Origin of the sequence: Enterovibrio baiacu, assembly GCF_004120195.1 — a bacterium.
GTDB classification, from domain to species: Bacteria; Pseudomonadota; Gammaproteobacteria; order Enterobacterales; family Vibrionaceae; genus Enterovibrio; species Enterovibrio baiacui.
This window is the reverse complement of sequence record NZ_SCHN01000016.1, coordinates 44,979-59,242: the sequence shown is the minus strand read 5'-3', so window position 1 is coordinate 59,242 and position 14,264 is coordinate 44,979. Positions and strand designations below refer to the sequence as shown.

Genomic DNA, 14,264 nt, shown 5'->3' with positions numbered 1-14,264 from the left:
ACAGCTACCCCGCTTTCTCAATGCGATCTAACAGCATCACGGCCACATCTTTGACATCTGGGCGCGGCATCACCACACCTTCCAACATCACCGCACACTGCGGACACGCGACCGCTACCAAATCCGCGCCCGTTTCTCGCGCATCATCCATACGCATGTCGGCAATGCGGTGCTCACCGGGAATATCCGTGATGGGCGCGCCGCCACCGCCGCCACAACAGCGCGAACGAAAGCCTGAACGTTCCATTTCATTGAGCGTAAAGCCCATGGCTTGCAGCAAATATCTCGGTGCATCATAGCCGCCGTTGTACCGCCCGAGATAACACGGGTCGTGATAGGTCACGTCTTGTGTTTTGGTTTCGGATACGGTGAGTTTGTTGGTTTTTACCAACTCAGCAAGGAACTCCGTGTGGTGCATCACCTGATAGTCACCGCCGAAGTCGCCATATTCATTTTTCAGCACATGAAAGGCATGAGGGTCAGGCGTCACTATGGTATCGAAGTTGTATTTGTTGAGGGTTTTCACATTGGCACTGGCGAGACGTTGGAACGTTGCTTCGTCACCTAATCGACGCGCAAGATCGCCGCTGTCGAGTTCTTCATTGCCTAAAATGGCAAAGTTCACTTTGGCTTGGCGAAGCAGTGCCACCACGGCGCGAAGTGTGCGTTGATAAGCCAAATCAAACGCGCCGTCACCCGCCCACAGAAGCACATCAGCGCGACCAACATCCGACATTGCATCGAGTTTCAAATCAATCGACCAGTTAGCGCGATTCGCAGGAGAAAAACCATTGGGGTTGTCCGTCGCGATCAAGTTATCAAGCGAGTCCGACCCTTTCCCTGCGGTTTCACCTTTCGCCAACGTCAAATGACGGCGCATGTCCACGATGGCATCCACATGCTCAATCATCATTGGGCACTCTTCTACGCAGGCGCGACATGTGGTGCAAGACCACACGGTGTCTGTGTCCAACAAGCTTTCAAACAACGGCGTATCCGGTGCGCCACATTTCGCGCTTTCTTTGCTCGCCTCCTTTCCTGGATAAGGGCTACCGGCATAGTGAGAAGTATCGCCACCCGCCATGCCCACCACGAGATCTTGGATCAGCTTTTTCGGATTAAGCGGCTGACCTGCTGCAAACGCAGGGCAGACTTTTTCACAGCGCCCACATTGGACACAAGCATCAAACCCGAGCAACTGATTCCAGTGAAAATCCGTCGCCATTTCGACACCGAGTTTGCTTTCATTCAAATCGATGGGTTTCAGCCCCGTAGAGCGTCCACCTGAAAAACGATCTTGTCGGCGATGAAAACCAAGGTGCAATGCACCTGCGAAGGCATGCTTCATTGGGCCACCCCATCCCATGCCCACGATCAGTTCGGTTAACCCAAGCAACACCCCGCCGATTAAAAAGAAGGTAACGACGATAGAAATATTGACGATGCCAAGAAGCTGAATGAGGGAAATACAAAGGCCTGAGATCGAAAACACCAGCAGGCTATAGGGTAGGCGCTGCCAAGGGCCTTTCGATAAATTCGCGGGCGGATTATCGCGGCGCCTTTTCACCTGATAGGCACCAAGACTCATCACGGAGAACGTGACGGCCAATAAGCCATACGTTATCGGCGCGTCACCGCCGAACAAATATACCACCAACATAACCAGCATAGAGGCAACGAATCCCCCTGCTGTTGCGACGTGCGTGTTCGCAAACTTTTTATCGCGAGCCACCACGTCATGCAAATCATGAAGGTAGCGAGGAAGAATGGCGGTGATGGCGTTGAAAAATGGAACGTGGTCAGGTTTCCCCTGACGCCACATCTTGACTCTTCTCCCTGCTCCTACCGCGGCAAGCACGATCACAAGGAGAAGAAGAGGACCAATTAGCGTTGTGGACATATCGCTCACCTCGCCAGATGCTACAGGTCTTTACAGAGGCGCAAGGCGTCGTAAATCGCAGCATGAATATTACGCGGCGCATTGCAATCGCCTAGGCGATACAGCAAATACCCCTCCCCCTGTTCGGAGAAAATAGGCTGAGGCTGCGCGGCGAACAGCGCTTCAATGTCGATTTGCCCCTTATTGCGCGAGCCGTCTTTGAACGCGTAGTAGAGCGCTTCATCCGGTCTGACGCCGTTCTCAATCACCACTTGATCAACCACACGTTCTTCTTTCACGCCCGTGTATTCATTTTCAAAGTGTGCAATTAACGCATCCCCTTCTTTGTAGACCTTCTCTAGCATCAAATCGGATGTCATCACCACATCTCGGGTGTACAGGCTTCGGTAGTACGTAGGAAAACTTGTCCCGCCGACAGCGACACCGGGTTTAATGTCATCCGTGACCAGCTCAACTTGCGCCCCCTTAGCGGCGAGAAAATCAGCAACGGACATACCGCTAAACTCACAAATCGTGTCATACACGACGACGTTTTTACCCGGTTCAACCGCGCCACTGAGTACATCCCAGCTGCTCACGACCAAGCCATCGTCTGCGCCCCATTCAGGCATCTGATTCACGAACGGCTTACCGCCCACCGCAAGTAACACCACATCAGGATTTTCTGCCTTGATCATGGCTTCATCTGCGGTTACATCAAACACTAAGTTCACACCTAGACGACGAAGCTCTAGATCGAACCAACGCGTGATACCCGCAATTTGTTCGCGCTGTGGCGCTTGCGCTGCAATGGTGATCTGCCCACCTAGCTCGCTGTTTTTCTCAAACAGCGTCACTTGGTGCCCGCGCTCCGCACAAACGCGTGCCGCTTCCATGCCCGCAGGACCACCACCGACAATCACCACTTTACGAATGGGTCCGTCTGTTTTTTGGATGATGTGCGGCATGGTTTGCTCACGAGAGGTCGCGGCATTTTGAATGCAGAGTACATCTATGCCTTGGTACTGGCGGTCAATGCAGTAGTTCGCGCCAACACATTGGCGAATTTGATCTGTCTGTCCCAGTTTGACTTTGGTGATGAGGTGCGGGTCTGCAAGGTGCGCGCGAGTCATGCCCACAAAATCGATCAAGCCACTTTCCAGTGCTCGTGCGGCTTGCACCGGATCTTTGATGTTTTGTGCATGCATGACAGGCACATTGACCACACTGCGAATGCCTGCTGCTAAATGAATAAATGGCTCAGGCGGATAGGTCATGTTCGGGATCACGTTCGCGAGCGTATTGTGAGTATCACAGCCTGAACCCACGATGCTGAAGAAATCAATCATGCCAAGGCTGTCGTAGTAAGCGGCGATCTCTTTCATGTCGTCTTGGTTTAGGCCATCAGGGTGAAACTCATCCCCCGTCATGCGAATACCGACCGCGAAATCAGGCCCCACTTCTTCACGCACAGCTTTTAGCACTTCAACCCCAAAGCGCATGCGGTTTTCGAAACTGCCGCCCCATTCATCGGTGCGTTTGTTAACGCGAGGGCTCCAAAACTGATCGACGAGATGCTGGTGCGCGAAAGAGAGCTCTACACCGTCTAAACCGCCATCTTTTGCACGCTTGGTGGCTTTTGCGAAGTCGCCGATAACACGCCAGATTTCTTCCGGCTCAATGGTTTTACAGGTCGCACGGTGCACCGGTTCACGGATACCACTCGGGCTCATCAATGATGGCCATTCGCCACCATCCCAACGTGAGCGACGCCCCATATGCGTAATTTGGATCATGATTGCCGCGCCATGCTTGTGCATGGCATCAGCAAGGTTTTGCAGGTGAGGGACCACGTCGTCAGACGCCATGTTGACGGATTTCCACCAACCTTGGGGGCTATCAATCGACACAGGACTTGACCCGCCACAGACACACAGCCCAATACCGCCTTTGGCTTTCTCTTCGTAATACTGGATATAGCGCTCAGTCGGCATGCCATTTTCCGTCGAATACACCTCGGCGTGGGCGGTACTGATCACGCGATTTCTGATCATCAGCTTGTTGATCGCAAGCGGTTGAAAAATGGCATCAAACTGAGACATTGCACTTCCTTATTATTTTAATTGCAGATTTCGAGTTTCGAGTTTCGAGTTTCGAGTTTCGAGTTTCGAGTTTCGAAAAAGTGTGTTGAAGCCATGCATCGACTCAAGCTCTGTAGCTTTTGCTTTTTCTCGCCTCTCAACTCTGCTCTTTCTCTACCCTATCTCTCGTACCTGCTTCTAAATCGGCTTCACCTCAAACACCCCAACATCGCAGCCTTCTTCTGAGCCGCTTTGCAATTGGACTGCTTGCGTTTTCAATGGGAATCCCACGCTTTCGGACACTTGATCCATCGCGCCTGCGAACCACCCTGTGAACATGTAATCCACCTTGCGGTTATTTTTTCCGTAGTAATACACGAATGCGGAGTTTTCGAGGCGCACACGCGCTGTGCCTTGCGACACATCAAGCTGCTCGATAAAGAACTGTCCCCAGCCGCGCTGCGATAGACGCTTCATGTAATGATCAAACACTTCAGCGCCTGAAATACCGTGGGTTGCCCCTTCCTGCTCACACCAAAAGTAAGCGGATTTATAGCCCGCTTTGTAGAGCAAATCCGCGTAGACATCTGCGCCTAACGCTTCTTCAACTGCCGCATGGTTGTTGATGAAGAAATGGCGCGGCACGTACAGCATGGGGAGGCCATCGGTGCTCCAAACGCCGGTTTCGTCGTCGACGTTAATGGGTAATTCTGGTGGATGATGCCCCATGGTGTTTTTCCTTATCAGTTGGCTGTTCCGTTATGGTTTGTTGACGTTCGTTCGGTCAGATGGAGAAACTATTCGCCCCATACATCTTTGAGGACATTGACCCAATTCCCGCCCATCACTTTCTGCACTTTTTCTGGCGACCAGCCATTCGCAAGCAAGGCTTCCGTGAGATTCGGAAACTCGCCCACGGTGCGCATGCCTTTCGGGTTGATGATTTCGCCAAATTTCACCAATCTTCGGGCGTAGCCTTTGTCATGCGTGATCCATTCGAAGAAGTCTTGCCCGTGGCCTTGGGTAAAATCAGTGCCGATCCCGACACAGTCTTCTCCTACCAGATCCACGATGTAATCAATGGCTTCAACGTAATCTTCAATCGTGGAGTTAATGCCGTTCTTCAAGAAAGGGGCGAACATGGTGACGCCGATAAAGCCGCCGTGATCGGCGATAAACTTGAGTTCTGCGTCGGATTTGTTTCGGGGGTGATCTTTCAACCCCAGCGGTAGACAGTGGGAATAGCACACAGGCTTTTTCGATGCGAGAATCACTTCTTCCGACGTTTTTGGCCCAACGTGTGAAAGGTCGCACATGATGCCAACGCGGTTCATTTCGGCGACCACTTCACGGCCAAAACCCGATAAACCACCGTCACGCTCGTAGCACCCAGTGCCAACCAAGTTTTGCGTGTTGTACGCCATTTGCGCGATGCCCACACCGAGCTTTTTGAAGATCTCGATGTAGCCCAATTTGTCTTCGAAGGCGTGCACATTTTGGAAGCCGAGGATAACCCCTGTTTTGCCTTCTTCTTTCGCGCGGAGGATGTCTTGCGTGGTGTGAACAGGACGAATCAAGTCGCTGTTTTCTTCAAAGAGTTGGTTAAATTCGACGATATTATCAATGGTACCTTGAAAGCCTTCCCATACCGACACGGTGCAGTTGGCCGCCGTTAAGCCGCCCTTGGCCATGTCTTCGAACAGAGCCCTGTCCCATTTGGCGATGATGAGCCCATCAATGATGATGGCGTCATTGTGAAGTTTCGCCGCGGCTGGATTGATGTCCGACATTGCGCTGTCCTTGTTGGTTTTATCCTTGATATACCTTCCAAGTTAACCAACAAGCTTCAATTTCAGCGACACGATTGCGACAACTTATGGCGGGAATGCGTCAGGGAAATATACTGCCCCTGACGCCATAAAATATTCAGAAAATTTGGCGTTGAATCACGCGTTAATTTCCCTCATTTTTTGTCTTATTTCTCAATGCATTGATGGGATACAGCAATTGCCCGATGATGGTTTTCGGCAACGGCTTTGTTGTGCCATATTCCGCCGGCCAATGCTGCGTCGGCATGTGCATGGTGCCAAACAACCAATCAAACAACACCAAATGCGCAGAGTAGTTAGTGTCAATCGCCGGTTTTTCAGAGCTGTGGTGCCAATGATGGAATTGCGGCGTGACGAAGATGTATTTCAGCACACCAAAATGCATCCGCGTGTTGCAGTGGATCAGCACTGCTTGAAGTGCTGCAAAGATGACGTAGGCATTCAACGCACTTTCAGAAGGGCCCAATAAATACAGCGGCACCATTACCATCGCGCGTTCCGAAAACACTTGAAGAAAATGGCCGCGCGACCCTGCTAACCAATCGAGATTTTTTACTGAATGATGCACAGCATGTATTGGCCAAAGTAGCTTCACTTCATGGAACAAACGGTGCTCCCAATACAGCACAAAGTCAGCCGCAATCACGATCAACGCGAATTGCACAATCGTCGGCAGCGATTGAATCGTTTCCTGAAACGATCCACTCACCGCCCAACTAAAGTGGCTGGTATGGTAGTTGGCATAAATCAAGATGGCGGAAATCGCGAGATGGTTAAAACAGAAATAGAAAAAATCCGTCTCCCACTCTTCACGTAAAATCACTTGGTTTTTGTATTTTGGCAGCAGTTTCTCGAGGGTAATAAACACCAGCGCAGAGCCTAAAAACGCCAGAATGAGCCAATCAACACCGAGGGATAATGACTTAGGTTCTACGGGCCCAACAGGGACAGTGTATCCGCCAAGACCGAAAGCAATCAGTGTCAGCAACATGCCCGTGCATCCGAGACGGCGGTACTTTTTCAGAAAGTGGGTCATTGCGCCGAAAAAGAGGGAGAAGTACATGCCGTATTTCAAGACCTGTTGCAGGCTTTCTGCATCGTACGCTTTTCGCAACTCGGTAGTCGTTAAATAGGAAGGAAAGAGGTAAGCAAGCACGGCAAGCAGAGACATCGCCCCGAGAAACACAGACAAATAACCACTGATTTTCCCTTCGCCAAATCGAAACGCCCGATCGGTATATAGCTCCACCTGTCGTTCACGATATTGATAAGGCTTGTCCTTCTTGCACATAACGGCTCCCTATTAGCTCTTGATTTAAGGGCACTCTACCTACTTGAACCCCAAGCGCAAATCAACAAACCCCGAGTAACAAAAAGCGCGACCCAACGTCGCGCTATTTGTCACTTTAGCCTCAATATTGGCGAAAACGTTTCAGCAGGATTTAGAACAACCCGACAATTTCGCCGTTGTCATCCAACGATATACTCAACGCTGCGGGTTTTCTCGGCAGGCCTGGCATGGTCATGACGTCGCCACAGATGGCGACCACAAAGCCTGCGCCTGCCATTAAGCGAAGCTCACGCACGGGCAGAATATGGTCAGTTGGTGCACCCAACATGTGTGGGTCAGCAGAGAAGCTATAAGGCGTTTTGGCAATACAAATGGGTAAGTCGCCAAAACCTAGCGCGTGGATTTCGTCCAACTGCTTTTGTGCGGCGATATTAAATTGCACATCCGAAGCGCCGTACAGTTTCGTCGCGACAGTGCGAATTTTTTCGTCAATCGGTAATGCTTTATCATAAAGGAACTTTACGTCTGGCTTTTCGCCATCCAACAGGGCTTTTACCCCTTCTGCGACGGCTTTAGCACCAAGGCCACCTTCCGCCCAGTGTTGGGCTTCTTCAACCGGCGCACCTAATGACAAACAGACGTCTTTGATTGCCGCCAATTCCTGATCATCATCGGTCGGGAAGCGGTTGATCGCCACCAAAGGCGTCAAGCCAAATTGCTGCATGTTTATGATATGGCGAGAGAGGTTTGAAGCTCCTTCAATCACGGCATCCACATTGGGTGCATCCAAGTCCGACTTAGGCACGCCGCCTTGCATTTTCAGCGCGCGCACCGTACACACCAGTACGACGGCATCGGGCATTAAACCTGACATGCGGCATTTAATGTCGATGAATTTTTCCGCGCCGAGATCGGCACCAAATCCCGCTTCGGTAACAACCACGTCACTCAATGCCATCGCAGTTCGGGTTGCCATCACGGAGTTACAACCATGAGCGATATTGGCGAAAGGACCGCCGTGTATCAGCGCAGGGTTGTGCTCGAGGGTCTGAATTAAATTGGGTTGAATCGCTTCTTTCAGCAATACGGTCATAGCGCCTTCAGCGCCCAGTTCTCGCGCAGTAACAGGTTGGTTATCGCGGTTACGCCCAATGATGATATTGCCGAGGCGCTTTTGAAGATCTTTTCGGTCTTCGGCTAGACACAAGATCGCCATGATTTCTGATGCGACAGTGATGTCGAACCCTGACTCTCTTGGCTGACCATGAGCGGGGCCACCAAGCCCCACCAGCGTGTTACGAAGCGCGCGATCATTCATGTCCATCACGCGTCGCCAGGTGATGCGGCGAGGGTCGAGATTCAGCTCATTTCCCCAATGAATGTGGTTATCAATCAATGCGGCGAGCAAGTTATGCGCGGAGGTAATGGCATGAAAATCGCCATTAAAATGCAGGTTTAAATCTTCCATTGGAATGGCTTGAGCACGACCACCGCCCGCGGCACCGCCTTTTACACCAAAGCATGGGCCTAAAGATGGCTCTCGGAGGCAAACGCTCGCGTTTATGCCAATGGCATTTAATGCGTCAGTCAAGCCGATACTCGTGGTGGTTTTCCCTTCACCCGCCGGTGTTGGTGTGATAGCCGTCACCAACACCAATTTACCCAACGTGGTATCGGTATCAATCTGCGCCAAATCGAGTTTGGCTTTGTAGTGTCCGTAAGGGATCAACGCATGCTGCGCAATGCCGAGTTTACGTTGCGCCACTTCGAAGATAGGCCACGGTTTTACTGCACGTGCAATATCAATATCCGGCGAGCCGGGAGGGGGTAACATTGTCATAGTGGTCTCTACCAGTACTGCGTTATGTTTATTATTCACCAGCCTGCCAGTGCGTCGGAATGGTGGCGCGTGAGTGATTGCATCTCACCATGCTCTTTAGAAAGTACTTTTCTTGGCATCTAAACGATCGATGACCAATAAACACGGTGACATAAAGCATCGCGGCGTAAGTAGACAAGAACGGCAAGTACAATAGGTTGATGTTGGTCAATGCCCGAGGCTAACGCACGTTTTTTTCGCCACCGATTTGTCTTTAATTGACGGCGTGTGCGTTATTTTGTACGTATTATCAACAGCCTTTCTGTCAGTTTACACTTTCATTTTCCTGCTTCTAAGATGGGTGTAATTCTCAATATGCAGTATTCCAGCCGCGACACCTCGGAGAGTAAACGCGTCAAAAGCTCACTGAAAACCATACCCAATAGTGGATGTTCGAATACCACCTCTCGCTTTCTTAGGGTTACACTCTCATCCTGGTTGAATAAGGAGAAAGAAAACCATGCCAAGGATTTTGTGTTTCGGTGATTCAAACACATGGGGATATAACCCTTCCAACGGCCATCGCTGGCCAGAAGGTGTTCGTTGGACATCTCGCCTGGCTGCTGCCTTGAATGAACCAGCCCCCTCCGATGCGCGCTGGCATTTGATAGAAGAAGGATTAAACGGGCGCACATCTGTTTGGAATGACCCAATGAAGCCGCATCGAGATGGCAGTGCGGCGCTTCCCATGCTGTTACTGAGTCACCGCCCCCTTGATTGGGTCGTGATCATGCTCGGCACGAACGATTTGAAATCACAATTCCCATCTGAGCCCGCCTGGATTGCTGAAGGCATCCGCAAATTAATTGGTCAAGTGCGTGAAGGTGACAATGCAGGCCATCCAAGTCCAAACATTCTTGTCGTCTCCCCACCGCCAATGCATGACCAAAACAATTGGGCAACGGGCTTTATTGATGGCCGAGAAAAGTCGCTTCAGCTTGCCGATTTTTATCGTTCAGTCGCAAAAGAAGAAGGCTGTACATTCTATGAAGCTGCCTCGGTATGTGAAGCCTCCCCCATTGATGGACTACACTTGGATGCGCAAGGCCACAAGGCCTTAGCGGAGGGACTTGCAAGCGCGTTAGAACATACTTTTGCGAGTGGAATACCCAAAGCAGTTGATCGCTAAGGATTTTTCAAGCGTATTAATATGGAAATACACATAATAAGAAGAAGAGATATGATTAAAAAAATCGTCATTGCCTTTGCGCTATTGGTTGTTGCTGGGTGTCATTCGGTGCCTGAGGGCGTCACACCTGTCACTGGGTTCGATAAAGACCGTTTTCTTGGCAAGTGGTATGAAATCGCTCGCCTAGACCATTCTTTCGAACGTGGTATGAACAAGGTGACAGCGGAATACTCCTTGAGGGAAGACGGCGGCATCAAAGTGGTCAACCGAGGGTTTAAAGCAGAGGAACAGGCGTGGTCAGAAGCCGTTGGTCGAGCGTATTTCGTCAATAACGACGATGTCGGTCATCTAGAAGTGTCATTTTTTGGCCCGTTTTTCTCCTCTTACGTCGTTTTTGACCTCGGTGAAGACTACGAATATGCCTTTGTATCGGGCTACAACACGAACTATTTGTGGTTACTGTCGCGCACGCCAACGGTTTCAGATGCGTTGCTCGCACGCTTTTTAAGACAGGCTGAAGAAAAAGGGTTTGATACTGAAGAGGTGATCTTGTCGGTGCAAAATTAATCACATTCAACGGTGATTGATTAAACTATCAACAAGCTCGCTGGCAAGTTCGGTAAACCGCTAAACATTTCGCCTTTGTTTTGGTTAAATGTTGGCGGTTTTTCATTTTAGTAGACGAAGCATGACGGTAATTACCGATACAGCGACAATGCGAAATACCCTCGCTCGCATCAACCGAGATGCGCTCGACTCTCTCTCCCATGAAGGGGAGTGCACGGTAAAAGTGGGCGACCTTTCGGCCCTTCTCATGGCTTACAGAATCGAGTTAAACAAAAACAAGCGGCTAAAAAAGACGCTTGATAGCCAAACTGTTGTTGCAAGCGCCCTGCTTTAAGGGCGTTTTCCTTCTCTTTTTTATCTTGACGCTTCGCCCTTCGCTTGTTTTTTACTCTGCCAGAAAATACGCAAAACAACGCATAAAGCACACTTTCTCTCGCGACTATTTGGGGAATGAGATTTTGCTCACGGTGTGATTTTTTATCGTTTCCACAAACCTCTTTTCTATTTTAAAACCATAGAGCTAGCTTTTAGCAGTCACTGAAAAGGCATTCTCATGGAAACCTATAATTACCGTCTCTATTGCACCGATTGTAAATCTGTCACCCCTCATGACTTTCCCAATGTCGAAAATTACAAAGCGTCAGACTCCATCGGCACAAGTTTTATCAAATCACTCTTCAATGGCCTCTCTGGCTCCATGATTTCAGGGCAAGCACACCGCCAATGCACCCACTGTGGGAACGAATTCGACTCTTAGTGCCTGCAAACCCATATCCTTGTCTCAAGACACTGCGTGAAACAACACGAGAAGCACACCTTCCTTGTGTTTCAACCTTGTGCACCTGCGTTGCTTAGGTTTTAATCAATCTTCATGTCTTAGATTGTCAACATGCAAGGATCGCCCGCTCATGCTTAACGCCACTATTCCCTTTGTTTTTGTTTTGCTCTGGAGTACGGGGTTTGTTGGGGCGAAATTCGGGCTCATTGATTCGAATGCTGCAACGTTTCTTCTGATCCGCATGACGCTAAACGTATTGGTATTTGTCGCAATATTGTTGGTCATGAAACCCGTCATGCCGAGAGGCATGCAGATTGTGCACGCACTGGTATCTGGATTACTTATCCATGGATTTTATCTTGGGGGCGTGTTTGCATCGATTGGGCTCGGCATGCCAGCGGGCCTTTCTTCTTTGTTAGTGGGGCTTCAACCTATTCTCACCGCCGTGATCGTTGTGAATACCTCCTCAGAGAGACTCAACGCCGCGCAATGGCTTGGGTTGGCGGCTGGGATCATCGGTATTGCCTTTGTGGTGCAAGGCAAGATGAGCTGGGGACTCGATGCACAACCACTTTACGCCTACATGTTTGTCGGCTCCGCCCTGCTTGGCATTACATTCGGTACGCTCTATCAAAAACGCTTTTGTCACGGGATAAATTTGGTCGCCTCTGCCATGTGGCAATATGTCGCAGCGACTGCCGTTTTTTTACCGATTGTTTGGTTCATTCAAGGCTTCCAAGTGACATGGACAATCACCTTTAGCCTCACTATGTTGTGGTCGGTACTTGTGTTGTCAGTGATCGCGGTTCTCCTTTACCTCTATATGGTCGGTCAAGGCGCAGCGTCAAAAGTCACGTCCTACATTTACCTTGTTCCGCCATTGGCTGCCATCCAAGGTTGGCTATTTTTTGACGAAACCTTCTCTGGTGCCACATTGATTGGCTTCGCATGTTGTGCACTGGCGGTGTACTTGGTGATGAAAGCGCCAAGATTGTCGCGATCTTAATCACGACTGATTGGGAAAAAGGCTGCGTATCTATTCCATCGCAGCCTTTTTATGGCACCTAGCGACCGCCTTCCTTCTGACGCCATTTGTTTTCCACTTCTCCCAACGCTATTCCCGTATCTGCATTTCTCTTACACACCATTAATTGTTCAATTTGCAGGCGGTTATTTCGTCTGGCATTTGAGCAAAAACAAGTAGTCATCGATTATTTATATCTACACAGCTAAATCAATTGACTTTTTATTCGCCTTTAACGACATTTTATGCCCCTTATAGATATTGAGAAGTGATGGAATGTCTCAACCTCATGTTTCCACTCAGGATGCATCATCAGGTGTAAAAAAGTGGCAGATGCCAGACACCTTGATCCTGATTTTCATTGTTGGGTTATTGGCAGCCGCAATGACCTATTTGATCCCTGTGGGTCAATTCGATAGCCAACAAGTGTCATTCATGGCACACGGTGTCGAGAAATCTCGCACAGTCATCAACCCAGAATCATTCCGCTACGTGACCGACGAAAGCGGCGAAATGGTTTATAACAAAGTCCAATTCTTCGCCTCTGGCGGCGGTATTGGCTTGATGAACTTCCCCTTTGAAGGCTTGGTATCAGGCTCAAAATGGGGCAGCGCAATTGGCGTTATCATGTTCATGCTCATCATCGGCGGTGCATTCGGTATCGTGATGCGCACAGGTACGATTGATAACGGCATTTTAAAGCTGATCGACAAGACCAAAGGCAGCGAAGCACTCTTCATTCCCGCTTTGTTTTTGCTGTTTTCTTTGGGCGGTGCCGTGTTCGGTATGGGCGAAGAAGCCGTGGCGTTTGCCATCATCATCGCACCCTTGATGGTTCGATTGGGCTACGATGGCATCACCACTGTGATGGTGACCTACGTTGCAACGCAAGTTGGCTTCGCCACGTCTTGGATGAACCCTTTCTCTGTCGCCATTGCACAAGGCATTGCGGGCGTTCCCGTGCTGTCAGGTATGACGATGCGCATGGTGATGTGGGCTGTGTTTACCCTTGTGGGTATCGGCTTCACCATGATGTACGCATCGCGCATCAAAGCGAATCCTTCAGCGTCTTACAGTTTTGAATCCGACGCCTACCTGAAAAACAAAGACATCGATGTGCAAGAGTCTCGTTGGGGATTCGGCGATACATTGGTGATCCTAACGGTTATTGCGACCACCATTTGGGTTGTCTGGGGTGTGGTCATGCACGCTTGGTACATCCCAGAAATCGCGTCTCAGTTCTTCACCATGGGCTTTGTGGTTGCCATCATTGCCATCGCGTTCAACCTGAATAACATGACATTCAACGATGTAGCAGACGCCTTCAAAGAAGGGGCTGGCATCATGCTAGCACCGGCATTATTGGTTGGCTTTGCTAAGGGTGTGTTGCTGCTGTTGGGCGGCGGTTCCGAAGATCCAAGCGTCTTGAATACCATCTTGCACAGCGCAGGCAGCGCAATCAGCGAATTGCCTTCTGCAATGGCAGCTTGGTTGATGTATGTGTTCCAGTCCGTTTTCAACTTCTTCGTGACTTCAGGCTCAGGTCAGGCCGCGTTGACCATGCCATTGTTGGCACCTTTGTCAGATATCGCAGGAGTGACACGCCAAGTTTCAGTTTTGGCCTTCCAACTGGGCGACGGCTTTACTAACATCATCGTTCCTACCTCGGCGTCTTTGATGGCCACACTGGGTGTGTGTCGTATTGATTGGGGTAATTGGGTGAAGTTCGTGTGGCGCTTTATGCTGTTGTTGTTCATCATGGCAAGTATCACCGTTGTGGGTGGACACATGATGGGCTTTGCATAAC

Annotated in this window: 12 protein-coding genes; 6 read left to right on the top strand and 6 right to left on the bottom strand. The window is 50.0% G+C overall.

What is annotated here, in order from left to right; translation table 11 throughout:
- Nucleotides 1–4 precede the first annotated feature (4 nt).
- From EQP46_RS17555 to EQP46_RS17530, 6 genes are all read right to left on the bottom strand, one after another.
- The gene (locus tag EQP46_RS17555) at nucleotides 5–1,900 is read right to left on the bottom strand and encodes a (Fe-S)-binding protein (protein ID WP_129494886.1); all 1,896 of its coding nucleotides are present in this window, start codon (nucleotides 1,898–1,900) and stop codon (nucleotides 5–7) included.
- A 20-nt stretch (nucleotides 1,901–1,920) separates the two neighbouring features.
- Nucleotides 1,921–3,981, bottom strand: coding sequence for an NADH:flavin oxidoreductase (locus tag EQP46_RS17550; protein ID WP_129494885.1), 2,061 nt, complete (start codon nucleotides 3,979–3,981; stop codon nucleotides 1,921–1,923).
- A gap of 177 nt (nucleotides 3,982–4,158) precedes the next feature.
- The gene (locus EQP46_RS17545) at nucleotides 4,159–4,689 is read right to left on the bottom strand and encodes a DUF5943 domain-containing protein (protein WP_074925333.1); all 531 of its coding nucleotides are present in this window, start codon (nucleotides 4,687–4,689) and stop codon (nucleotides 4,159–4,161) included.
- 68 nt (nucleotides 4,690–4,757) lie between these two features.
- Nucleotides 4,758–5,750, bottom strand: coding sequence for a dipeptidase (locus tag EQP46_RS17540; protein WP_129494884.1), 993 nt, complete (start codon nucleotides 5,748–5,750; stop codon nucleotides 4,758–4,760).
- A 163-nt stretch (nucleotides 5,751–5,913) separates the two neighbouring features.
- Nucleotides 5,914–7,080 (bottom strand): sterol desaturase family protein, encoded by a 1,167-nt coding sequence (locus EQP46_RS17535; protein WP_129494883.1) that lies wholly within the window; start codon nucleotides 7,078–7,080, stop codon nucleotides 5,914–5,916.
- 151 nt (nucleotides 7,081–7,231) lie between these two features.
- Nucleotides 7,232–8,920 (bottom strand): formate--tetrahydrofolate ligase, encoded by a 1,689-nt coding sequence (locus EQP46_RS17530; protein ID WP_167482778.1) that lies wholly within the window; start codon nucleotides 8,918–8,920, stop codon nucleotides 7,232–7,234.
- Nucleotides 8,921–9,419: 499 nt separating this feature from the next.
- Here EQP46_RS17530 and EQP46_RS17525 point away from each other — a divergent pair, with 499 nt between their 5' ends.
- From EQP46_RS17525 to yfcC, 6 genes are all read left to right on the top strand, one after another.
- Nucleotides 9,420–10,088 carry an SGNH/GDSL hydrolase family protein gene (locus tag EQP46_RS17525; RefSeq protein WP_129494881.1) on the top strand — a complete coding sequence of 223 codons (669 nt, stop codon included), beginning with the start codon at nucleotides 9,420–9,422 and terminating at the stop codon, nucleotides 10,086–10,088.
- Nucleotides 10,089–10,139: 51 nt separating this feature from the next.
- The gene (locus tag EQP46_RS17520; protein ID WP_129494880.1) at nucleotides 10,140–10,655 is read left to right on the top strand and encodes a lipocalin family protein; all 516 of its coding nucleotides are present in this window, start codon (nucleotides 10,140–10,142) and stop codon (nucleotides 10,653–10,655) included.
- A 121-nt stretch (nucleotides 10,656–10,776) separates the two neighbouring features.
- Complete coding sequence (locus EQP46_RS17515) at nucleotides 10,777–10,989, top strand: hypothetical protein (protein ID WP_240671761.1); 213 nt, start codon at nucleotides 10,777–10,779, stop codon at nucleotides 10,987–10,989.
- Between the two features lie 219 nt (nucleotides 10,990–11,208).
- Nucleotides 11,209–11,412, top strand: coding sequence for a hypothetical protein (locus EQP46_RS17510; protein WP_129494878.1), 204 nt, complete (start codon nucleotides 11,209–11,211; stop codon nucleotides 11,410–11,412).
- A gap of 151 nt (nucleotides 11,413–11,563) precedes the next feature.
- Nucleotides 11,564–12,439: a DMT family transporter gene (locus tag EQP46_RS17505; RefSeq protein WP_129494877.1), complete on the top strand. Its 876-nt coding sequence runs from the start codon at nucleotides 11,564–11,566 to the stop codon at nucleotides 12,437–12,439.
- 351 nt (nucleotides 12,440–12,790) lie between these two features.
- Nucleotides 12,791–14,263, top strand: coding sequence for a putative basic amino acid antiporter YfcC (gene yfcC / locus EQP46_RS17500; RefSeq protein ID WP_206688289.1), 1,473 nt, complete (start codon nucleotides 12,791–12,793; stop codon nucleotides 14,261–14,263).
- Nucleotide 14,264 lies beyond the last annotated feature (1 nt).